Source organism: Streptomyces sp. TAA204 (assembly GCF_000424965.1).
On record NZ_AUKW01000010.1, the window covers coordinates 14,598 to 37,252 of the forward strand.

A 22,655-nucleotide genomic window follows, 5' to 3' on the forward strand; every position below is an offset into this window, starting at 1 on the left:
GCCCCGTCACTTGCGGCTCGTGCGAGGGGGCGTGCCGGACCGGGGGGCGGTGCCCAGGTGGACTCCGACGCGCTTGACGAGAAGGGTCATCTCGTAGGCGATCAGTCCGACGTCGGCGTCGGCGTCGGCGACGACGGCCAGGCAGCTGCCGTCGCCCGCCGCCGTGACGAAGAGGAATGCCTCCTCCAGCTCCACGACCGTCTGCCGTACGCCGCCGACCTCGAAGTGCCGGCCGACGCCCTTGGCCAGGCTGTGGAATCCGGACGCCACGGCAGCCAGGTGCTCGGTGTCCTCACGGGTCAGCTCCTGGGAGGCGCCGCGCGCCAGGCCGTCACCCGAGAGCACGAGCGCCTTGCTGATGCTGCCGACGCGCTGGACCAACTCATCCAGGAGCCAGTTCAGTTCACCGCTTCCCGGGGCAGTGTTCGCTGTGGACTTCGGTGCGGTCATCGACCGTCCCCCTCCGGTGTTGTTCCCTGTACTGGCTCCGACGCCTCATCGGCCGGGGCGTCGGCGTTCTGCATCCGGCCGCGCTGCCAGCCGCGCTGGAGCGACGCCATCCTGCTGCGTACCTCTTCCGCGTCCCGGTCGGCCAGGTCGTCCGGTTGGGGACCGGGCTCGCCGCCCCCCGGTGCCCCGTCGCCCGAGTCCTGCTTGAGCTGGGGCGCCAGGCTCGCCTGACGGACACGGCGGGGCAGACCGCTGACCGTACCGGATTCTTCCGTTCCGTTGGACGCGGAGGAAGCGGAATCGGACTCGGACCGGCGATCGGCGCTTTCCGTGCTCTCCTCGCGCTCTTCCGGGCGGGAAGCGGACTCCCCGCCGCGGGAGTTGCGCCGGCGTGAGCCGCCGTCGACGGTGCGGCCGTGGTCGGCCACGAGCACGGGGGTGTGGGGACGGCGGCGCGGCAGCGGCGCGAGGCCGTCGTCGCGCTGCTCCCCGGCAGCGGGCCGGGAGGACTCGGACTCGTCCCCGGCCTGCTGGTGCTGCTCGGCGGTGTGCCGCGGACGCGGCACGGGGCCTCCGGCGGGCCGCAGCCCGGGAGTTGGCCCCGGGCGGCCCGTGCCGTGATCGCGGTCGTGGTGCCTTCCGGCGCCGCCTTCACCGTCCTCGCCAAAGCGCTCCTCCGACTCCCTGAGCGGCGCCTCCAGTTCGACGGGGCCGTCCAGGGCGGCACGCTGCTGCGCGCCCCCTCCCGTCGCACTCGGACCGCGGGTGAGGGCGTCGAGACGCGTGGTGGTGAGGCTCCTGCTCCCCTCACGGGAACCGAGGTCGTCGTCGGAGCCGGAGGTCTCGGTGAGAATCCTGCCGGGGATCAGCACGACCGCGGTGGTGCCGCCGTACGGAGAGGGCTGCAGCGAGACCCGTACGCCCTGGCGCTGCGCGAGCCGGGAGACCACGAAGAGGCCGAGCCGGTCGGTGTCGGACAGCTCGAACTCCGGTGTCTCGGCGAGCCGGAGGTTGGCTTCGAGGAGCGCGTCGGCGGGCATGCCCAGGCCGCGGTCGTGGATCTCCAGGGTGAAGCCGTTGACGACACGCTCACCGTGGACCTGCACCGCGGTGTGGGGCGGTGAGAAGACGGTCGCGTTCTCGACGAGTTCGGCGACGAGGTGGGTGAGGTCGGCGACGGACCCGCCGTCGACGGCGAGGCGGGGCAGGCGCCGCACCTCGATGCGCTCGTAGTCCTCGACCTCGGCGACGGCTGCCCGTACGACGTCCATGAGCTGGACCGGTTTGCGCCACTGCCGGGAGGGTGTCGCTCCGGAGAGGATGACCAGGCCCTCCGCGTGCCGGCGCATGCGGGTGGTGAGGTGGTCGAGGCGGAAGAGGTCGGCCAGTTCGTCGGAGTCCTCGGTGCGCCGCTCCATGAGGTCGAGGAGCGTGAGCTGCTTGTGCAGCAGGACCTGGTTGCGGCGGGCCAGGTTGACGAACACCTCGGAGACGCCGCGGCGCATGTCGGCCTGTTTGACAGCCGCTTCGACGGCGGCACGCTGGAGGGTGTTGACGGCCTGGCCGACCTGTCCGGCCTCGTCCTGCGGGTACTCCAGCTTCGGGGCCTCTGTCTCGACGTCGACCGCCTCGCCGGCCGCCAGCCGCCGCATCACGCCCGGCAGGCGGACGCCGGCGGCGTCCTGTGCCTCGCGCCGCAGGGTGCGCAGGTCGCGTACGAGGCTGCGGCCGACCCGGAAGGAGATGACGACGGAGGCGAGCACGGCCGCTGCACCGAGGACGGCGGCGGCGCCTGCCTGGATGAGCACCCTGGTGGCGGCGGGCTGGACGCGCTGCTCGTAGCGGTCGCCCGCCTCGAAGTTCATCCGCTCCAGATCGGTGAGCACGGTGGAGGTCGCCGAGGACCAGCGTTCCGGGTTGACGACGCCGTCGGTGCCCCGAGCGCCGGCCGCGATGATGGCGTCCTCGTAGCTGCGCAGGGTGCGGCCGTCGGTCCCGTTCCAGTACGTGTCGAAGATCTGCCGCTCCTCGGCGGGCAGTTCGGACAGCGTGGTGTCGTAGGTGAGGTTGCGCTCGGCGACCCGGTCGGAGAAGGCCCGCCGGTCGCCCTTCGTCATCTTCCCGGAGGCCAGGGCTGCGGCCATCAGCGCGTCCTCTCGGGAGAGGTACTCACGGGCCCGTGCGAGACCGACGAGGGCACGTCCCTGCTTGTCGAGGTCGACGTCCTTCACTCCGCCCAGCGTGCTGACGAACGTGTAGCAGGGGTCGACGATCTCGTTGTAGGCCTGGAAGGCGCCGCCACGGGTGATCGTGCTCTGCTCGGCCTTGGTGCGCAGCCCCTCCAGCTCCCCGAACTTCTCCAGCATCACGTCGAGACGGGCCTGCGCACCGGCGGTCAGATGCGAACGCATCTCGGGGTCGGCGGCGTTGGAGCGCAGCGTCTCGATCTGCTCGTCCGTGTCGCGCTGCTGCTTCTTCAGGTCGGTCAGGGAGTCGGAACCACGGGGATCGGCCAGGTAGACCAGGACCCGGCGCCGCTCCCGCTGGACGGCCTGGGCCGCGTCCTGTGCGGGATCACCCACCTCGTCCACGGTGTTGACGACGTCGAGCAGCTCCTCCGCCTCGCTGCCGGTGATGTAGGTGGCGAAGGCCCAGATCGACACCAGGGACAACAGCGGCACCAGCAGCAGCACCACGATCTTCCGGCGGATGGACCTACCGCGAAAGCGCATGGCCTCCCCTAGTCAACCCCCTTGGAACGGGGCGCGAGTTCCGACAGCAAACGGCGTGAGCCTACTACTGACGCGTTGTCGAGTCGTAGAGGTGTCCGAGTGGGAAAACCGGCACTCCAGGGTGCCTTGTCCCGGATGTCCGGCGATGACCCGGTCCGGTCAGAGAATTGTGGCGCGGGCGGCCACCATGGAAACGTGTGACCGGGTGGGGAGTGGTGAGGGGGGAGTGAAGGGGTCATGTACACAAAACCCAGGTTGCCGGACCCGGTGCGTACGGCCGCGGTGCGGGCGCTCGTCATCGTCGCGGTCACACTCGTGCAGTTGATGATCGCGGTGCTGTGCTCGCTCGCCGCGGTGTGGCTCGCCTTCCCGATGGTGATCGCCACGGTGGCCAGCACCGTCGTGGCGACGTGGGCCGTGCTGGACGTGTGGGTCACGCGGCAGGTGTGGAGACAGCGGCACGGCGTGCTCTCCGAACCCAGCAGCGCGGCCCGGGGCCGGCCCCATGCCGTACGGCCCGGGCGGGAGAAGCACAGCGCGCGGGACGGGCGGAGCTGACGGGACGGGCGGGCCCGGCGTGACAGGCCCGCCCGTCACGACTCCGCACGCGGGTCCGCCTGCGCGGGCACACGGGGCTCCGGGCCGTCCTGTGCCGCTCCGTCCTGCCCCGCTCCGTCCTGCTCCGGGCGGCGGTACATGCGCGTCGCGGTGATCTCACCGTGCACCGTCTCCCCCTCGGGGTCCTGCTGCGGCAGCCCCGGGCGCAGATGCTCCTCGACGCTGATGTACTTCAGCCCCGCCCGCAGGTCCGCGTCGTTGCGCAGCCGGATGACGAGCGGGAACTCGGCGAGCGCCGTCGTGTCGAACAGCCCTGTGGTGTAGAGCAGTTGCACGCCGAGGGCGTCGGCGACCGCACGCTGCAGCTCCAGCAGATAGGTGGCGTTCGCGCGGCCGATGGGGTTGTCGAGGAAGAGGGTGCCCGCGTGCCGGTGCCTGTCGTGACCGCGGTCGTTGCTGCGCAGCGCCGCCATGGTGCAGTACAGCGCGATGGCGGCGGTCAGCAGCTGCCCGCCGGAGAAGACATCTCCCATCTGGCCGACGGGGACACGCTCCGCCCGCAGCACGGCGTCCGGCTTGAGGATCTCCACGGACACGCCGCGCGGCTGCAGCGCCGCGTGGACCCCCCTCAGCAGCAGCGACATCCCGTCCCGGCGGAGGTCGGAGTTCTTGCGCACGGCGGCGCGGGTGGCCTCGTCGATGACCTCCCCCAGGCGCTCCGCCAGGGTGGCCTGGTCGGGGTCCTCGAAGCGGATGCGCAGGAACTCCTGGCCCGACCACTCCCCCAGCCCCTCGGGCAGCCGGGACAGCCGCTGGGCCGAGCGCAGCGTCGCCAGGGAGGACTCCACCAGGCCGCGCAGCCGGTCGACGATGCTGTCGCGGTTGCGCTCCAGCTGCTCCAGTTCGTCGGTCAGCACGCGCAGCCGGGGAGCGAACGCCGCTGCCCAGGCGGCCGCGTGCTCGGGCAGCGAGGCGGCGGGCAGTTCACGGATCTGCTGCCGTGCGGGGGTGCGGACCTGCTCGTAGCGGGTGGAATTGGCGTGCCGCACCAGAACATCGCAGGCATCCCGCACCGCCTGCTCGGCGGCGGACAGGTCGGTGGCACAGCCGCGAAGCGAGCGGCGCGCCTCGGCCGCCGCCCGGCGGGCCTCGGCGGGGCTCTTGGGATACGCCTCCGACGCGTCGTCGCCGTCCTGCCCGGCGCCGGGCTGCGGATCGCGCAGCAGGTCGCGCAGCATCGAGGCGGTCTCGTCGAATCCGTCGGCCGCGTCCTGGGTGCCGCGGTGGGAGCGCACCAGTTCGGCGTGGGCTGCACGTGCCGTCTCCAGCGCGTCGCTGTGGGCGGCGAGTTCGGAGTTGGCCCTGCGCAGCAGGCTCTGTGCGTCCTCGGCGCCGGAGGGCTCCAGCTCTTCGGGGAGCCGGGTGTGGCAGTCGCCGTCGGCCGGTGCCAGGCGTTCCGCCTCGCCCCGCAGCCTGCCGAGCTGCTCACTCGCGGCTGCCGCGCGCGACTCCAGCTTCTGCACGAGGGATTCGGCGCGGGCGGCGGCGGCTTGGCGTGCCGGGCCGTCCGCGCCGTCCGATCCCTCCAGCAGCTGCGCGGCGCGGGTGCGGACCTTGTTGGTCAGGCGGTCCAGAGCGGCGAGCGCCGCGGACTCGTCGCTCTCGGCGCGGGCCTGCTCGGCGCGCAGGTCCGCTCCCACTCCGACCTTCTCGTAGAGCTGGGAGGCGCTGCGGTAGGCCTCCCGCAGCGCGGGCAGCGAACTGTCGGGGGGCGCCAGGCTCTCGTCGATGTCGTCGGGGACGCCCGCGATCTGGGCCCGTTCGGCACGCAGAGTCCGCGCGGTGCGGCGGGCGTCGTCCGCCGCGCGCTGGACGGCACGCCGGTCCTCGTCGGCGGCCCGCGCACGGGTGAGGCAGGCGGCGGCCCGCTCCTCGGACTCCTCCGCCTCACCGGCCAGCGAGCGCAGCCGGGCGAGCCACCCGGTGCGCTCCCGCAGGCGGAAGGCGAGCCCGGCCAGAGCGTCGGCACTGCGGCGTGCCCGCTGCGCCTGCTCCTGCCGCTCGTCCCGTACGCGGGCGGCGTCGGCGGCGGCCTCCTGTGCCTCCTCCTGGGCGGTGCGGGCGTGTTCGAGGTGCCGGCGGGCCTCGTCGGCGGCGTCGCGGGCCGCCTCAGCGGCGGAGGCCAGCTCCGCGAGGCGGCCGGCCGGGCATCCCGTGCGCCAGGAGGCGAGGCGTGCCGCCAGTCTCCTGTCGGCGCTCAGGCGTGCGGCGTGGCCGCGGATCTCCTCGTCCCGGGCGTGTGCCCTGTGGCGCAGCTGCGTACGTTCGTCGTCGGCGGCCGACTCGTCGTGCATGGCGGGGTTGGGCGGGACCAGGAAGACGTCCGCCCTCCGCTGCCGGCCGTCCGGCGACGGCGTGGGGGCGAGCAGCGCGGCGGCCGTACCGACGGCCACGGCCGAGCGGGGCAGCAGCGCCGCGCCCGCGAGCACCTCGCGGGCGCGGTCGTGGCTCGCGGGGTCGGTGATGACGACTCCGTCGACCAGCTCCGGGCGGGCGCTGAGCACATCGGCGTGGTCGGCCGGGTCGACGGCCTGGGCGAGGTAGCGCCAGCCGGGCAGAGCGGGGACACCGTGCTCACCGAGGAAGTCGACGGTGGCGGTGACGTCGGGCCCGGGCGGCAGCAGCCCGCCGTCCCCCAGCGCGCCGAGCATCCGGGAGTCCTCAGCAGCTGCCGTACGCAGTTCGAAGAGCTGCCGCTCCCCGGCGGCGACCGCCTCGTCGAGCAGTCCGGCCAGCGCGTCGCCGTTGCGGTCCAGTTCCTCGGCGGTCAGCGGGCCTTCGGCGGACACGCCGGTCTCCGTACCGGTTGCCGCGTCCCGGCCCGAGTCCGCCTCCGGCTCCGCGCCGTTGCGCTCCGGCTCCGCGGCGGTGGCACCGGAACTGTGGTGGGAGCGCGGGGCCGGCACGGAGAGTTCATTCGGGGCGGGGGCCGAGTGGGGCATGCCGAGGAGTTCCGCCAGACGCTCCTCGGTGCCCAGCGTCTCGGCCGTGTGGCGTTCGGCGGCGTGGGCCGCCTCGGCCGCCTCGCAGGCGTCCGAGGCTCTGGCGGCGGCCAGTTCGGCACGGGAGAACCCGGCGGCTGCCTCCGCGGCGTGGTCCGCGGTACGGCCGGCGGTCTCGCGGGCCTGCTCCCAGGCGGCCACGGCACGCTTCTCCGCGTCGCTCGCGGCGAGCGCGGCACGGGCGGGGTCTGCCTCACCGCCGTCCTCCGCGGCCTCGATCCAGCCCGCACGCACGGCTTCGTCCGTCTCCTGCTCGACCTCCGCGAGGCGCTGGCGCAGGTGATCGGCCTCGCTGCGGGCCCGCTGGGCCTCGGTGGCGGCGGTCGTGGCGTCGTGGTGGGCCGTCTCGCTCTCGGTCTGCAAAGCCGCGGAGCGTTCCTCCTCCGTAGCGGCGGTGCGCTCCCCGTCCTCGGCGGCGGCGTGCAGCGCCCGTACGAGGTCGGCGGCGGCCTTGGCGCGGGCGGCGAGAGCGGGAGCCGCGTCACGTTCGGCCTCGCGGATGGCGGCGGAGACGCGGGCGGCCCGGTCGGCTGCGGTGCGGTGCTGCAGGACGGTCTCGGCGGCCTGCCAGGCGGAGTACAGCGTACGGGCGTCGGTCAGCTCACGGCGCTGCGCCGTGGCCGACTTCTCCGCTCCGGCCAGGGCCAAGGAGGCGTGGCGGTAGGCGAGTTCGGCGGCGACAAGACCGGAGCGGGCGCGTTCGCTGTCCGCGCCGGCGACGGCGCGGTCGGCCTCGGCGACCTGCTCGGCCAGCTCGGCGCCGCGGGCGCGTTCAGCGGCGCCGCGGGCGGCGAGACGGGACGCGAGGGTGCGGGTGCGGTGTTCGGCTCCCGCATGGATCTCGCGGGCGCGGTCCCGCTGCTGCGCCGACTCCGCGATGCGGCTGAGCAGTTCGAGTGAGCCGGCGGTGAAGTCGCGTTCAGCGGTGAGCTCGTCACGGCGTCCGAGCTTGTGGGCGAAGCCGTGCACCAGGTCGGCGAGGCCGTCGGTGTCGCGGGTGTCGGTGACGGCACGCAGCAGCAGATCGGTGAAGTCGGAGTCGTTCTTGACGGCGAAGAGGCCGGCGGCCTCGCCCTCGTCCGCGTTCATCTCCCGCTGGTAGCGGAAGAGTTCGGGGTCCAGGCCGAGACCGGTGAGGCGTTCCGTCCAGCGCTCGTGCACCTCCTCCCAGGCGACGTCGAGATTCGGGTACGCCTTGCCCGTCTCGGTCAGTACGTCGCGGAAGCCCTTCATGGTGCGGCGGCGCCCGCGCGCTGCCGAGGCGCCCTCGGTCGCCGGGCGCAGGGCCGCGGACTCGGCCACGGGCAGCGAGTCCAGGTTCATGCCGGGGCCCGGCCGGAACGCGTACCACGCCTCGGCGAACTTCCTCGGGTCGTTGGAGACCTGGCGTCCCCGCCATTCGCTGACCTTGCCCACGACGACCGACTCGCCGGTGCGGGTGTGCTGCCACTCCAGGGCCACGTGGCCGCAGTCGTCGGCGAGCAGGAACTTGCGCAGCACTCCCGAACTCGCCCCGCCGAGGGTGTTGCGGTGACCGGGCAGCATCACGGAGAAGATCAGTTTGAGCAGCACGGACTTGCCGCCGCCGTTCTCCAGGAACAGCACACCGGCGGGGGCGGGACGGCGCGGCGGGCCGCTGGGCTCGTCCTCGAAGAAGTCGGCCTGCGCGGGGGCGGGGCTGGGCACCGGGCCGCCGACTCCGCGCAGGTCCAGCACGGTGTCGGCGTAGCGCGCACCCGCGGGCCCGATGGAGTAGAGGCGGATCCGGGACAGCTCGTACATGGCGGCGGGGCTCTCGTCGTCTGGTGGGTCGTCGTCAGGGCGTCGGCCGGGGGCGTCGGTATCGGTATCGGTCGGGCGCGTCCTACGGCGTTGGCCGGCGGACGGCCGCCCGGTGGCGGTTCCGGGGGTCAGGAGTGGAAGGGCAGCGCGTTCTCGCCCGCCGCCTGCGGACCCTCCTCCTGGTCGGGGGACGGCACCAGCGTGGCGGTCCCGTCGCTGACGGGCACGACTCCCAGCTCCAGCAGTTCGGACATGGCGGCGCTCCCGGCCATGTCACGGACCTGGAGCTGGTAGCGGGCGGTGGTGCGGTAGGTGCCTCCCGCGTCGTCGCCGGTGCGCTGGAGGAAGCCGGAGTCGACGAGGAAGGTGACGGCCTTGCCGATGATGCCGGTCGTCGAACCGGCCAGTCTGCGGGCGTCCTTGGTGGCTCCGGTGGCGCTGCGCCGTGCGTAGACCCGCCAGGCGGCCTCCAGGCCGGGGGTCTCGGCGGCCGGGTCGGGGTTCTCACCCGCCTCCTCGGCCCGTTCGGCCAGCCTCCGGCAGGCCTGCCGGAGGAAGGCGTCGACCCCGTTGACCGTGATGCGGCCGATGTAGCCGTCGTCGGCGAGGTCCTCGGGACGCGGGAAGGCCATGGCGGCCACTGCGAGATGAGCCAGTCCGTGCAGGAAGCGGTCGGCGGAGTCCGCGGTGGCCCGCCGGGCGTAGTCGCCCATACGGACGGAGAAGACGGACTCCTCGTCCGCCGCGAGCGCCATTCCCGCCCGCGTGGAGACCTCCAGGACCACCAGTCCCAGGCCGGTGGCGACCGCGTCGGCCAGGCGCGCGAAGACGGGCTCGTCGCGGTAGCGCCGCAGCAGTTCGGCGTACTCGGCGTCGCGGGCCGGGAGCAGTTTGGGGTGCAGCCCGAAGGAGACCAGGCGTGCCGCGTCCGCCGTGTCGGCGGGGGTGACGGGCTTCTCGGCCTGTGCGCCCTCCCCCGCGGCGGGGACCGTGGCGGTCGCGGCGGCGGTGAAGCCGTCGTCGGTGCCTTCGTCGCGGTGCTCGGTCACGGGTGCGGTGCTCCTGCGGTCGGAAGGGACGGGGAGAACGGGGCGCGGGGCGGGAGGAGGGGCGCGGTGCCGCGGGCGGCACGGCACAGCGCGCTGCGCTGCGGGGGCGGCGGCCTCATGCCACCTCCGTACGGTCCGGGCCGGTGCCTGCGGCGTCGAGGAGGGCGGTGCCGACGATCAGGTCCGCTCCGCCGAACTCGGGGTCCTGGAGCTCCTCCCCGTCGTCGACGGCGAAGAGCAGTCTGCGCTCGCCCTGGCGGTGGGCCGTGCCCACGGGCGGGCTGGCCGCGTGCACCGCCAGCAGCGAGACGAGATAGGGAAGGGCGGGGTCGCGCCGCCGGGCGTCTGCCAGCAGGCCCGACAGCCGGCGGGGCGCGTCGGCGGGCAGGTCCAGCAGCTCCATGGCCGACTCCAGCTGCTCCTCGCTGAACCGGCTGTCGTCGGGGGTGGCGATCAGGTCCGGCTCGGGCATCTCGGCGCCCAGGTGCTCGCGCGGGGCGGGCGGCGTGAGCAGCATCTCGACCAGGTCCGCCACCCGGACCGCGCCGGGGGTGCGCAACCCGGTGCCGTGGGCGAAGAAGGAGTCCGTCACCCCGGCGGCCCGCTCCAGCGGCAACGGCAGGAGCGGCGCGAGCAGTTGCCCGTACAGATCGAGACCGGCGCGGGCCGCGGGCGGGGCGAAGGCCTGCCGGTCCTGCTCGGCGCGGAAGAGCGGGCCGGCCGCCAGCAGCCGGGACTGGAGCTGGGTGTGGCGGCGGATGCAGTCCTTGACGATGTCGACGAGTTCGGCGGCCCGGCGCTTGTGGTCCGGACCGCGCTCGGAGGCCGCCTCGTCGCGGGCGCGGCGGATGTTGGTGAGGATGGCGTTCTCGTGGCGGTAGCGGTCGGCGACGTGGCCGAGGGCCTCGGTGATCATGTCCGGGACGGTGCGCAGCCAGTCGACCGCCCGCACGTCCCGCCGGGTCGCCTCCAGGGTGCGGCGCAGCGTCTCGGCGTACTGCACGGTGCGGTACCGGGCCTGCTCGGCGGCGAGTTGGGCGTCGGCGAGCCGGCCGCGGCTGATGAGGACCTCCAGCTTGACCTCGGCGGCGATCTGGGCGCTGGTGACGTCGGTGTCCAGGGCACCGACCAGGACGTTGACCGCCTCGTCGGTGGTGCGCAGATAGACACTGCCGCCGGGGCCGGGGACCTCCTCGATGAGCTTGAAGTCGTAGTCGCGGCGCACATAGGCGCCGTCCGGACCGAACGTGCCGTACACGGCGCGGAATCCGCGGTCCACACTGCCGACGTTGAGCAGGTTCTCCAGCACCCAGCGGGCGACGCGCTCGTGCTCGGCGGCCGGACGGGCCGGGGCCTGGGCGGCAATGCGGGGCAACAGCCGGGCCACCACGTCCTCGTGGTCGGCTCCGGTGTCGAAGTCCATCTGCAGGGTGACGACGTCGATCGCGCTGAGCGCGACCTCGGCCATCGCGTATGTGCTGTACTCCCCGGCGAGGTTGGCCTTGCGCACGTCCAGATCGTGCAGCGGCGCCGTGCAGGCGAGCGCGCGCAGCCGGCGTGCCAGCCCTTCGTCGGCGGCGGGGCCGGGGGCCGGTGACGGGATGATCGGCGGGGCGTGCTCACTCACGACGGACACACTATGCGGTCACGGTGACAACGCCCGGAACAGCCCCTGATGTGCCGTTACATCCCCGGCGCACGCACCGGCGTCGCAAGCCCCCCGCGGCGGGCGGGGCCGGCCGGAGGAGGCGTCAGCGCCCGGCCTCGGGGCTGAGCCTTCCGCGTACGGCGCTCTGCACGCCCTCCTCCTCGGCGGGGTCGACGGCGAGCCTGCGCAGGCGCTCCACGACCCGGTCGTCCCCGGTGGTGGCGTGTTCGGCGGCCAGTTGACGCGTGGACTCCTCGCAGTCCCACAGGCACTCCACGGCGAAGCCCGCGGCGAAGGAGGGGTCGGTGGCGGCGAGCGCCGCGGCTGCGCGGCCACGCAGCTGCGAGGAGCCCGTCTCGCGGTAGATGTGCCGCAGCACCGGTGCGGCACATGCGACGCCGAGCCTCCCCACGCCGTCCACCAGCGGCCACAGCGCGTCGCTGTCGGGACCCGCCTCACGGACGGTGCGCCGCAGCGCGCGCAGGACGGCGTCGGCGTCGCGCCGTGCGCCGCAGCAGGCGAGCATCTCCGCGGCGACGGCGGCCAGTCCGGCGGGCAGCGTGCCCTCGGGAGCGGCGGCCCACTGCCTGGCGCGGACGATGGCGGCCGTACTGCGCATGCGGGCGAAGGAGCACAGGGCCGCGCGGGAGACCAGTTCCTCGGGGTCGGCGGCGGCCAGTTCGATGAGGCCGAGGGCCTCGGCGTCGCCGCGTTCGGCGAGGTGGCGCAGGGCAGCGGCGCGGGCGGCCTCACGCGGACCGCGGGCGGCCGCCAGCAGCTCCTCACGGTCCTCGGGGCCGGCCACGGCGGACAGGCAGCGCGCCGCCGCGGACTCGCGGGAGACCCGCGGGTGCTGGTCGTGGCCGTCCTGCGCCCAGTCGAGCACCTCGCGGACGCTCCAGCCCGGACGGGGCCCCGGTGTGTGCAGCTGCCGCTGCCAGCGGTCGAAGCAGCCCGCTTCGCGCACCCGCGCCAGCCTGCCGGCCTGTTCGGGATGGGTGTCGTCCTCCGCCCACAGGCGCCAGGGCCGGGGCTCGAAGGCGTCACGCGCCGCCGCCGCCAGCTCCGCGTCGCCCTCGGCGGTGCGCGCGAACCGGGCGAGGACGGCGGGGCCGAGTGCGCGCAGTGCCGCGTCCTCGTCCCGTACGGCCAACTCGTCCAGCGCCCACTGCCAGTTGGCGCCCGCCGCGGCGTACCGGCGCAGCAGCCCGAGTGCGGCGGTGTCCCCGTATGAGGCGAGGTGCCCCAGTACGGACAGGGCGAGCCCCGTCCGTACCTCGCAGGCGGCGTCGGCCGTGAGTCCGTCCTCAGGGTGGAAGAGGTGCTTCTCGATGTCGTCGAGCGGGGCGTCGAGCTCCATGTGGAGCCGGGCGTAGTAGAGCGAACGGTGCTCGATCTGCCAGTCCCGACGCGGGTCGTGGAGCACGCACCGGCGGAGCGCGGCGAGCGCTTCGGCACGCGGCGCCGCCAGGGCGTGCAGCGTGCCGTCGCCGCGGCCTCGCTGCAGGAGGCCGAGCAGCGTACCGCTGGGCGCTATGTCGGAATCGACGGGATCGACGAACATGAGGTCAGCATCCGGTGCGGGGTGTTCGACTGGCAACGGGATTTCCGTTGACCAGCATCCTTGCCGGTGTGGGTGGTTCTAGTCCTGGGTTCTGCACATGAGGGGAATCCGGGGGTCCGGTGCCGGAGCCTACCGGGAGTTCCGCCCTTCGGCGCCCACGGGGCGGGAGCGGGCGGACGGAGGGGATCATGGGGCCTGCTGGGGGCGTGCCTGCTTGCCGCCCGCCGCCCAACCGGCCGTCGTCATCGCGGCCCGTCACCCACCGGAGCGGGTATCGCCAAACCGCTTACGGTCCGTCGCAGCCTGTGCAACAGTCGTAACCGAGCACTCACACCCCGTATCGGAGACAGCCATGCCCTCCCCCCTCGATGCGGACCGGCAGGCCCCCCAGCCGCCCGGGCGCGTCACGCTGGACGCGCTGATCACTCAGGCGCGCCGGCTGCGCGGCGGGATCGAGGCCGTGCGTCCGCGCGGAGCGGGTGAGGACGCCGAGGGCTCGGAGGACCCCTCCGCGCGCTGGCAGCGTGCCCTGTGCGATCTCGCGGCCCACCATCTGGACGACCTCGGCGAGCACCTCGGCCAGCTTCGCGCCGGAGTCCCGGCGGAGCCGACGGGCCCCGAGAGCGCCGCCGGCGGCCGGGAGGAAGCCGTGGCCCCGGACGTGACCCCGGACGTCGACCTGGACGTGGACCCGGACGTGGTCCCGGACGTGGCGGTGCACGTGCCCGACGGCCTGCCACGGGCGCCGGCCGCCCGTGCGGGCAGCGCGGAGTGGAACCTGCTGACCGACGAGGTCTCCTGGTCCGGGGAGCTCTACTCCCTCTTCGGCCGCTCGCGCGAGGAGGGCCCCCTCTCCCTGGACGAGCTGCCTTCCTGGGTGCTGCCCGGGGACCAGCCGCTGCTCGCGGCCGCCGTGACCGACTGCCTGGTGGACGGCAGGCCCATCGACCTGGAGTTCCGGATCACCCGCGGCGACGGCGCCGTACGCACGCTCCACCTGGTGGGCGAGCCCGTCCTCGACGACCGCGGCGGCACCGCCGCGATGTGGGCGGTGCTGCGCGACGTGAGCGAACTGCGCCGCAGCCAGCTCGCCGTGCGCGAGACCCGCGAGTCGTTGCGCCGCGAGCGGCACGCCGCGCGTACCGAGCGCAGAGTCGCCGTGGAGCTGCACGAGTCCGTCCTGCCGCCGTGGCGGGGCTCCCAGCGCTTCCCGCAGTCGGACGGCCACGCCGGGGGCGTGCTCGACATCGCCTCGCACTATCTGCCGTCCGCGACCAGCGCGCTCATCGGCGGTGACTGGTACGACGCGCTGGAGCTGCCCGACGGGGCGACCCTGTTGTCCGCGGGAGACCTGACGGGGCACGGCGTCGCCGCCACCTCCGGAATGGCCATGCTGCTCGGCGCGGTGCGCGGCATGGCCGTGGCCGGAGTGGAGCCGGGGGCGCTGATGGGCCACCTCAACCAGCTGCTGGACTCGGCCGCCCAGCCCGCGCTGGGCAGTGCGGTGTGCTGCCGCTACCAGCCCCGCGACCGCACGCTGACCTGGTCGCAGGCGGGCCATCCCGCACCGCTGCTCTTCCGCGCCGGTGCCGGGCGGGCCCTGCGTCCGCCGGAGGGGGTGCTTCTGGGTGCGACCTCCGGGGCCACGTACGGGCAGCGATCCGAAGTGCTGTGCCCCGGAGACCTGTTGGTGCTGCACACCGACGGACTCGCCCCGCGCGGCGACCGGTTGAGCGCCTCCGGGGACGAGCCGCCGGGCGGAGGGGACCGGCTGCTCGGCCTCGCCGGCCGGTTCGCGCTCGCCCGGACGGCACAGGAGTGCGTACGCGCCGTGCTGGAGGAGTTCGGCGAGCGGGAACGTGAGGACGACGCCTGCGTGCTGATCGCCCGCGTGGGCGACTGACCGGCACGGGTCACTGCCCCGGCACTCCCCGGCCGCACGAATGGGCCGGTACGGCTGACCGGCACGGCACGGCACGGCGGTTCCCGCCCGTGCGTGTTCGTTTCCTGGAGCCGGAACCGCTCTCTTGACGCAACAGCCTTCCGCCGTGAGGCTCTTGGTCACTGCGGACGTGATCGTCGGACCGCGCGGTTTCACGTCCTGAACTCAAGCTGTGCGGGCCGCTCGCCGGCTCCGCTCCTCTCCCCCACTGGAGGACGCGTGCGTGGCAACTCCCGTCGGAACTTCCTGCGAGCAGCCCTGGTCGGAGCGTCGGCGGTGGCCGCGCCCGTCCCGGCGGCCGGCGCCGCCCGCGCGGCCGGCGCCGGCGGCGCGAGAGAGGCGGCCGGAGAGGCCCCGGGCGGTCCGGGGGCCGAGGCGGGCTTCCTCCCCGCCGACAAGACGGGCTTCGGTACCTCCCGTACGAAGCGGAGCCCGGTGTGGTTCACGCTCCAGGGCGGCCGGATGAGCGAGACGTACTACCCGGACCTGAGCACTCCCGCGAGCCGCCAGACCCAGCTGGTCGTCACCGACGGGAAGACCTTCGCCGAGCGGCTCAGCGACGTGGAGAGCACCGTCGAGCTGCCCGAGGAGGGCGTCCCCGCCTACCGGCAGACCAGCAGGGGAACCGGCTGGCACGCGGTCACCCGGTACGTCACGGACCCGGTGCGCGCGAGCGTGCTCATCGACGTCGAGGTCCGCTCGGGTACGGGTGCCCCGCTGCAGGTGTTCGTGCTGCACGACCCCTCGCTCTCCGGGGAGGGCAACGACGACAGCGCCTTTCCGCGGGAGGGCGCGCTGGTCGCCGAGGACGGACACGCGGCGAGCGCGCTGCTGGCCGGTGACGGCTTCACGGAGTCGACCGCCGGCTATCTCGGCGTCAACGACGGATGGACGCAACTGTCGGAGAACGGCGGCCGGCTGGAGCACCACTACGCCACGGCGGGGCCGGGGAACGTGGTCCAGCTGGGCAGGCTGCGCCTCGACGGCCTCACGCGTACGCGGCAGACGGTGGTGCTGGGTTTCGGCGAGAAGGCCGCAGACGCCGTCACCACCGCGCGGCGCTCGCTGAAGGCGGGCTTCCCTGCCGCGCTGAGCGCGTACGGGGACGGGTGGCGCACCTACCTCGCGGGGCTTCCGTCGGCGCCGGGCAGTCTGCGCACCGCTGCCCACAGGTCGGTGTGGACCTCGTCCGTGGTGATGCTGGCCGCGTGCGAGGACAAGCACAACCCCGGTGCGTTCATCGCCTCGCCGTCCATGCCCTGGGCGTTCGGAACCGACCGGCACATCGTCCCCGAGACCGGCCCCTACCACCTGGTGTGGCCCCGCGACCTCTACCAGATAGGCACGGGGCTGCTCGCCGCCGGGGACTACGAGGGGGCGGACCGCGCGATGGACTGCCTCCTGCGCACCCAGGGACGCGACGGGCACTGGCCGCAGAACTACAAGGTCGACGGCACACCGGTCTGGACGAACATCCAGCTGGACGAGACGGCGGCGCCGATGCTGCTGGCCTGGCTGCTGGACCGGCACGACGCCCGGACCCTGGAGCAGCTCCGGCGCGGGGCGGAGTACATCCTCGGCTACGAGAGCGACGAGGGGTATGCGGCGCCCTTCACCCAGCAGGAGCGCTGGGAGGAGCAGTCCGGCTACTCCCCCTCCACGATCGCCTCGTGCATAGCGGGACTGGTCTGTCTCGCGGACCTCATGCAGCGCGGAGGCCAGGGATCCGAGACGGCCGCGTACCTGCGGGCCGCCGACAAGTGGCGGGAGTCGCTGGAGCGTTGGACGGTCACCCGGAAGGGCCCGCACTCCTCCCGGCCGTACTACCTCCGGCTGACCAAGAACGGAGAACCCGACTCCGGCGCCGAGTACGAACTCGGCAACAACGACCCGGAGCCGGTGGACCAGCGCTCCGTCGTCGACGCGGGCTTCCTGGAGCTCGTACGCCTCGGCGTCAAGTCCGCCGACGACCCGGTCGTGCGCAACTCGGTCTCCGTGGTGGACCGGGAGCTGTCGGTGCGGACGCCCTCGGGCCGCCACTGGTACCGCTACAACGGGGACGGCTACGGCGAGCAGCCCAGCGGGGAGCCCTGGACCGTGGACCGTCCCGATGTGGAGACGACCCACGGCAGGCTGTGGCCGATCTTCTGCGGCGAGCGGGGAGAGTACGAACTCCTGTGCGGTGACGCGTACTCGGCGGCCGGGCGGCTGCGGGACATCGCGGCCACGGCCGGCGAGACCCTGATGCTGCCCGAGCAGGTCTGGGACGAGCGGCCGCCGGTACCGCGCGTGCGTCCCGGCGACGGCACGGCCTCGGCCACGCCGCTGGCCTGGACACACGCGCAGTTCCTGCGTCTGGCACGCTCGGTGGAGGCGGGCACCCCCGTGGAGTTCCCGACCGTCGTCGCCGAGCGGTACCTGCACCCGTAACGGCGGAGGGCCGCTCCCCGGCGGTCCCCGTACCGGTCGCGCCGCGCGCCGGCCCGCCTCGTACGGCCCGGCCCCGCCCGAACCGAACAGCCCGGCCCGGCACCGCCCGAACCGGGACCGTGCGCGCCCGCGGTCCGCCCCGTCCGGGGCCGCTCAGATGGCGCGCGGCGCTCCGGGCAGCCGGGCGGTCGGTCCCGGCCGGGCCGTCTTCGGCTTCCTGGGCAGCGCCTGCTGGATCTCCTCGCGCAGGTCCGACACGACGGCGTGCCCGGCGTACTCGGCGGTGAGCCGGTACATCTCACGCAGCCGGTCCCACGTTCGGTGCGAGGAGTTCTCCCCGATGCTGACGAGGGCGAGCCGGGCGTAGCGGTCGGCCTGTTCGGGCTCGTCCGCGATGAAGTACGCCGAGGCCAGGGAGATCCAGTCGAAGATCTTCGACCTCTGCCGCTCCGTGGCCCGCAGCTCCAGGGCACGCGTGGCGTGCTTCTCCGCCGCCCGGGCAGCGGCCGGCTCGTGATCGGCGAGCGTGCGGAACGCCAGCGCCTGCATGCCGTGCAGGTCTGCCTCGTCGAACATCTGCATCCAACTGGGCGGCGGTACATCGCCCTTGTCGGAGGCGAACAGCTCCTCGGCCTCCCCGAGCGTTCTGCGCATCGCCTGGCCGCGTCCCATCGACGCCTGCGCCCATGCCTCGATGGTGTGCAGCATCGCGCGCGTACGCGGCAGCGTCTCGCCCGATCCGGTCCGCGCCAGCTTCATCAGATCGAGTGCGTCGTCGGGCCGTCCCAGGTGGACCATCTGACGCGCCGCGCGGGAGAGCGCCTCGCCGGCCCGCGGCCTGTCCCCGCCCTCGCGTGCGGCGTGGGCAGCGATGACGAAGTACTTCTGCGCCGTGGGTTCCATTCCCACGTCGTGCGACATCCACCCGGCGAGCACGGCGAGATTCGCCGCCACACCCCACAACCGCCGCTGCAGACGCTCGGGATGGCCGTACGCGAGCATGCCGCCCACCTCGTTGAGCTGCCCGACCACGGCCTTGCGCTGCAGCCCGCCGCCGCGGGCGGCGTCCCAGGCGCGGAAGACCTCCACCGAGTGCTCCAGCGCCTCGATCTCCTGCGATCCGACGGGAGCGGCGTCGTAGCGGTCGAAGCCCGCCTGGTCCACGTGGCGCACGGGGCTGAAGAGGCCGCCCGCGGAGGCCGGTTCGGTACGGAGCCAGTCGTACATGGCACTGCTGAGTGCCGATCCTGCGGTGAGCGCGGCGCCCGCACCCACCAAGCCGCGTCGATTGAGCATGAGGTCCATTCCCGTGAATTCGGTGAGGACCTCGGCTGTCCGTTCGGGCGCCCACGGCAGCCCGTCCAGTCCGGACTGCCGCCGCCCGGCGGGCCGTCCCGGCTTGCTGAACCCGAGGTCCTCGATGGTCACGACACGGCCGAGTCGCTCGGTGAACAAAGCCGCCAGCACCTTCGGCACCGGATCGCGCGGGGTCTCCCCCATGTCGATCCAACGCCGCACCCGCGAGGTGTCGGTCGCCAGCTGTGCGTGGCCCATGGCCGCCGACTGCCGGTTCACGAGTCTCGCGAGCTCGCCCTTGGACCATCCGGCGAGGCCGAACAGGTCCGCGAGGCGGGTGTTGGGTCCCTTGGTCACGTCAAGCCCCCAGGTTCTCGGCTTAGTTGACAGTAACCCCCGCTCAAGGGCCCTGCGAGCATTCGCCAGGGTTCGCCAGGGTCCGCCAGATGGTGTGCCACCCGACGCCGGGTGTCCTGTAGGAACGCGCCACCCCGGCCCCGTCCGGTCCGGCCACGCATTCCCCAGGGTGCGCGACCCCCGGGCGGGCCGGCGGCGCTGCAACCCGTCGGCGCACGAAGGGACCCTGCTCATCATGCATCCAGCGACGTCCTCCGTGTCGGCACCTCTCCGGCCGCTCGGCGCCCCGCCCTCCGCGGGCGGCTCCCCGGCGGCTCCTTCCGCACCCCCCGCGCGGGGGCGGGGGGCCTCCTTGGGCGGCGGCGCACCCCGGCCGCGTCTCGCGGGCGGGACCCGTTCCCAGCCCGTCTCCGGGAGGCTGGACCTCTCCGGCCCCCAGGGTGCGCAGCTGCGCACGGCGATCGCCTCGGTCCACCGGATCTGCCCGGAGTTCCACCCGGTGCAGGTGCTGCGCCGGGTCGGCCGCTCCGTGCTGGTGGCGGGCACGGCGGGACGCAACTCCGTCGTCGCCAAGTGCCTGGTGGAGCGGGCCTCCGAGTTCACCGACCGGTTCCAGCACGAAATAGCTGCCTACCGCTCGTTCGTACGCCACCGGCCGCCTGTGCGGGTGCCGCGTCTGGTGGCCGCCGACCCGGACGAGTGCGTACTCGTGATCGAGCGGATGCCGGGACGGGTGGCCGCGATGCGACGCCACCTTCTCGACGCACCTCCGCGTTCGGACCTGCGGGCCGCGCTGGGCGCCGTGTGCAAGGTCAACCTCTGGCAGCCTCCGCCCGGGGTCTTCGAGCGTCCGGTCGACTACCCGGCCCGGCTCAGCCGCTTCCACCAGCAGGGGTTACTCACCGACCGCGATCTGGGTGATCTGCAGAAGCTGCTGCACGGGATCGCGCACGCCTCGGGGGGAGGCACGCCGTGGCAGTTCTGCCACGGGGACGCGCTGCTCACCAACGTGCTGCTCGCGCCCGCCGGGCCCGCACTGGTCGACTGGGAGCACGCGGGCTGGTACCTGCCCGGCTACGACCTGGCGACGCTGTGGTCCGCCCTGGGTGACACTCCGATAGCGCGACGGCAGATCAGCCAGCTCGCGCAGGCGCAGGGCCCGGCCGCCCGGGACTCGTTCCTGGTGAACCTGATGCTCGTGCTGACACGCGAGATCCGCATGTACGAGAACGCCGTCCAGCGCACCATGCGCGACCCCGCTCCCGCGCCCTCGGCGGGCCAGGAGCGGCCGGGTGTGATGGCCACCGGGGAGGAACAGCGGCTGCTGCTGCGCAGGCTCCACGACGACTGCGGGCTGGCGCGCCGTGCGGTGCGGGCGGCCGTGGGAACCCGCTAGGGGCGCTGCCGGGCGGCTGCGGACGAAGCGTCCGCGGGGCGTCACCGGTCTGGACCGGTGACGCCCCGCAGGCCGCCGCCGCATCAGCCCTGACGCCTCGTGCTCTGCTCGCGCAGGGGGCCGCGGAAGAGCAGCAGGGGGGCTGCTTCCCCTGCCATAGCGGTCATTGACGGGCGGGCGCCGACCGGGTACCTCTGAGGCTGCTCGTGAGGCCTGCCCGCGCGCGTCCCCGCGTGCGGGAAGCCCCGTCACAGGAGGCCGCATTGCCCGGATCGCTCCCTTCCCTCCCCGACCCCTTCAGACGCCGCGCGGGAGCACCGCACGCCCGCACCATGCGGGTACGGCGCTCCCCCGCGCTGCGGGCCGCCGGCGTCGCCGCCGCCACCACGGCGCTGTTGCTGCCGCTGGTCTCCGCCGGTCCGAACGCGACGGCCGAACAGCGCGACACCTCCGCGCTCCAGGAACACTTCGCCGACGCTGCGGAGCAGTACGGCGTGCCCCGCAGTGTGCTGCTGGGAGTCTCCTTCATGCAGTCCCGCTGGGACACGCACGGCGGTGCGCCCAGCGTCTCGGGCGGCTACGGCCCGATGCATCTCACCGACGCCCGTACGGCACTCGCCGGCGCGGCCCCGCACGTGGGCCACTCCTCTTCGGAGGACGCCCGCGGTGACACCTCACGGCCCGCCCGCACCGCCGGGGCGCATCCAGAGGCGCCGGACGCGGCAGAGCTGCCCGCGCGGCTGCGCACCGCGGAGCGTGCGGCGAAGCTGACGGGGCTGCCGAGGAAGCAGCTGCGCGAGTCCCCGGCCGCGAACGTGCGGGGCGGCGCGGCGCTGCTGGCCGCGGAGCAGAAGAAGCGGGGCCGTCCGCTCAGCGCCGACCCGGCCGACTGGTACGGCGCCGTGGCGGCGTACCCGGGCGGCGAGGAGCGCGCCACGGGGACGGCGTTCGCAGACGACGTGTTCGAGGTGCTGCGTTCGGGCATGCGCCGCACCACGGACAGCGGGCAGCGCGTCACGCTCGGAGCCCGTCCCGCGCTGCGTGCCGACACGGAGCAGGCACGCGGGTCCGCCCGGGAGGACGGGGCCGGGGCGGAGGGCGGGCCCGGAGAGCGGAAGACCCGGCCCGAGTGTCCGCGCGGCGTTTCCTGCGAGTGGCTCCCGGCGCCCTACGAGGAGTACACGGACGACACAGGCGAGGCGAACTACGGCAACCACGACAAGGCCCGCCGGCCCTCCTCGGCCTCCGTCGACTACATCGTCGTGCACGACACCGAGGGCGAGTGGGACACCGTCCTGGACCTGGTCCAGGACCCGACGTACGTGTCCTGGAACTACTCGCTGCGCTCCTCGGACGGCCACATCGCCCAGCACGTACGGGGCAAGGACGCGGCCTGGCATGCGGGGAACTGGTACGTCAACGCCAAGTCCGTGGGACTGGAGCACGAGGGGTTCCTCGCCGATCCCGACGCCTGGTACACGGAGGCGATGTACCGCTCCTCGGCGCGGCTGGTGCGGTACCTGGCGGCCCGGTACGGCATCCCGCTGGACCGGCAGCACATCCTCGGTCACGACAATGTGCCGGGCGTGACCTCCGCCAACATCCCCGGTATGCACACCGATCCCGGCCCGTACTTCGACTGGGAGCACTACTTCGCACTGCTGGGCAAGCCTTTCAAGCCGGGGGGCGGCACGGACAGCCGGCTGGTGACCGTCCGGCCCGACTACGCCCGGCACCAGCCGGTCTACACCGGGTGCGAGACGGCGGGTGAGCCCTGTGCACCGCACGGCTCGGGTGCCGTACGGCTGCACACCGCGCCGGACGAGGACGCCCCCCTGGTGAAGGACATCGGGCTGCGTCCCGGCGGCGGGGAGTCCACCACCGGCGTCAACGACACCGGGGCGCGCGCGAGCACCGGCCAGCAGTACGCGGTGGCCGGCCGCGAGGGCGACTGGAGTGCCGTGTGGTACCTGGGGCAGAAGGCGTGGTTCCACGACCCCGCGGGCGGGCGCACGGCCGTACCGGCGCGCGGCAAGCTGGTCGTGCCCCGGGACGGCGAGGACGAGATCCCGGTCTACGGACGTGCCTACCCGGAGAAGGAGGCCTACCCGGAGCACATTCCCGTCCAGGAGCTGTCACCGCTGCCGTACACGATCGGGGCGGGTCAGGCGTACGCGGCGGGCCCGAAGGTGCGCGGCGAGTACCTGTACGCGAAGGAGTTCGACCCGCAGGCGCGGAAGTCCGAAGTGGTGCGCGGTGACCTCACCTACCACCAGATTCAGCTCGGGCACCGGGTGGCCTTCGTGAAGGCGGAGGACGTGCGCGTGGTGGACGCGGCCCCGTAGGCGAACGGGACGGCGTGAGCGGGCCCGGAGGGGGCGGCGGCAAG

The 22,655-nt window shown here is 73.9% G+C and carries 12 protein-coding genes; 5 read left to right on the top strand and 7 right to left on the bottom strand.

Going from position 1 to position 22,655, the window contains the following annotated elements:
• Nucleotides 1–6: 6 nt before the first annotated feature.
• Both H343_RS0116460 and H343_RS0116465 read right to left on the bottom strand, forming a co-directional pair.
• On the bottom strand, nt 7–450 hold the full coding sequence (locus H343_RS0116460) for a roadblock/LC7 domain-containing protein (RefSeq protein ID WP_028432054.1): 444 nt from the start codon (nt 448–450) through the stop codon (nt 7–9).
• Nucleotides 447–3,182, bottom strand: coding sequence for a nitrate- and nitrite sensing domain-containing protein (locus H343_RS0116465; protein ID WP_028432055.1), 2,736 nt, complete (start codon nt 3,180–3,182; stop codon nt 447–449). Before H343_RS0116465 ends, H343_RS0116460 begins: the two co-directional genes overlap by 4 nt.
• Nucleotides 3,183–3,419: 237 nt before the next feature.
• On the opposite strand from H343_RS0116465, the gene H343_RS31005 reads away from it, so the two are divergent.
• Nucleotides 3,420–3,740: a hypothetical protein gene (locus tag H343_RS31005; protein ID WP_486586924.1), complete on the top strand. Its 321-nt coding sequence runs from the start codon at nt 3,420–3,422 to the stop codon at nt 3,738–3,740.
• Between the two features lie 35 nt (nt 3,741–3,775).
• Here the strand turns inward: H343_RS31005 and H343_RS31010 are convergent, their stop codons facing one another.
• The 4 genes from H343_RS31010 to H343_RS0116490 all read right to left on the bottom strand — a co-directional run bounded on the left by H343_RS31010 (nt 3,776) and on the right by H343_RS0116490 (nt 12,845).
• Nucleotides 3,776–8,584: a hypothetical protein gene (locus tag H343_RS31010; RefSeq protein WP_078505750.1), complete on the bottom strand. Its 4,809-nt coding sequence runs from the start codon at nt 8,582–8,584 to the stop codon at nt 3,776–3,778.
• A 128-nt stretch (nt 8,585–8,712) separates the two neighbouring features.
• Nucleotides 8,713–9,633, bottom strand: a complete 921-nt coding sequence (locus tag H343_RS0116480; protein ID WP_028432056.1) for a hypothetical protein — start codon at nt 9,631–9,633, stop codon at nt 8,713–8,715.
• A 115-nt stretch (nt 9,634–9,748) separates the two neighbouring features.
• The gene (locus tag H343_RS0116485; protein WP_028432057.1) at nt 9,749–11,260 is read right to left on the bottom strand and encodes a hypothetical protein; all 1,512 of its coding nucleotides are present in this window, start codon (nt 11,258–11,260) and stop codon (nt 9,749–9,751) included.
• Nucleotides 11,261–11,384: 124 nt separating this feature from the next.
• Complete coding sequence (locus H343_RS0116490; RefSeq protein WP_028432058.1) at nt 11,385–12,845, bottom strand: hypothetical protein; 1,461 nt, start codon at nt 12,843–12,845, stop codon at nt 11,385–11,387.
• A 352-nt stretch (nt 12,846–13,197) separates the two neighbouring features.
• On the opposite strand from H343_RS0116490, the gene H343_RS0116495 reads away from it, so the two are divergent.
• Both H343_RS0116495 and H343_RS0116500 read left to right on the top strand, forming a co-directional pair.
• Nucleotides 13,198–14,748: a SpoIIE family protein phosphatase gene (locus tag H343_RS0116495; RefSeq protein WP_028432059.1), complete on the top strand. Its 1,551-nt coding sequence runs from the start codon at nt 13,198–13,200 to the stop codon at nt 14,746–14,748.
• A 258-nt stretch (nt 14,749–15,006) separates the two neighbouring features.
• Nucleotides 15,007–17,217, top strand: a complete 2,211-nt coding sequence (locus H343_RS0116500) for a glycoside hydrolase family 15 protein (protein WP_199778934.1) — start codon at nt 15,007–15,009, stop codon at nt 17,215–17,217.
• Between the two features lie 153 nt (nt 17,218–17,370).
• Here the strand turns inward: H343_RS0116500 and H343_RS0116505 are convergent, their stop codons facing one another.
• Nucleotides 17,371–18,870, bottom strand: coding sequence for a DNA-binding protein NsdB (locus H343_RS0116505; RefSeq protein WP_028432061.1), 1,500 nt, complete (start codon nt 18,868–18,870; stop codon nt 17,371–17,373).
• Between the two features lie 235 nt (nt 18,871–19,105).
• Here H343_RS0116505 and H343_RS0116510 point away from each other — a divergent pair, with 235 nt between their 5' ends.
• Together H343_RS0116510 and H343_RS31015 are read left to right on the top strand one after the other, a co-directional pair.
• Nucleotides 19,106–20,266 (top strand): aminoglycoside phosphotransferase family protein, encoded by a 1,161-nt coding sequence (locus tag H343_RS0116510; protein WP_028432062.1) that lies wholly within the window; start codon nt 19,106–19,108, stop codon nt 20,264–20,266.
• Between the two features lie 332 nt (nt 20,267–20,598).
• Nucleotides 20,599–22,611, top strand: coding sequence for an N-acetylmuramoyl-L-alanine amidase (locus H343_RS31015; RefSeq protein ID WP_051265376.1), 2,013 nt, complete (start codon nt 20,599–20,601; stop codon nt 22,609–22,611).
• The last annotated feature ends 44 nt before the right edge of the window (nt 22,612–22,655 follow it).

What these genes read in the sequence shown, in the direction of transcription:
- H343_RS0116490 (WP_028432058.1), bottom strand. Translation starts at nt 12,845, where the DNA reads ATGTTCGTCGATCCCGTCGATTCCGACATAGCGCCCAGCGGTACGCTG.
- H343_RS0116460 (WP_028432054.1), bottom strand. Translation starts at nt 450, where the DNA reads ATGACCGCACCGAAGTCCACAGCGAACACTGCCCCGGGAAGCGGTGAA.
- H343_RS31005 (WP_486586924.1), top strand. Translation starts at nt 3,420, where the DNA reads ATGTACACAAAACCCAGGTTGCCGGACCCGGTGCGTACGGCCGCGGTG.
- H343_RS31010 (WP_078505750.1), bottom strand. Translation starts at nt 8,584, where the DNA reads ATGTACGAGCTGTCCCGGATCCGCCTCTACTCCATCGGGCCCGCGGGT.
- H343_RS31015 (WP_051265376.1), top strand. Translation starts at nt 20,599, where the DNA reads ATGCGGGTACGGCGCTCCCCCGCGCTGCGGGCCGCCGGCGTCGCCGCC.
- H343_RS0116510 (WP_028432062.1), top strand. Translation starts at nt 19,106, where the DNA reads ATGCATCCAGCGACGTCCTCCGTGTCGGCACCTCTCCGGCCGCTCGGC.
- H343_RS0116465 (WP_028432055.1), bottom strand. Translation starts at nt 3,182, where the DNA reads ATGCGCTTTCGCGGTAGGTCCATCCGCCGGAAGATCGTGGTGCTGCTG.
- H343_RS0116495 (WP_028432059.1), top strand. Translation starts at nt 13,198, where the DNA reads ATGCCCTCCCCCCTCGATGCGGACCGGCAGGCCCCCCAGCCGCCCGGG.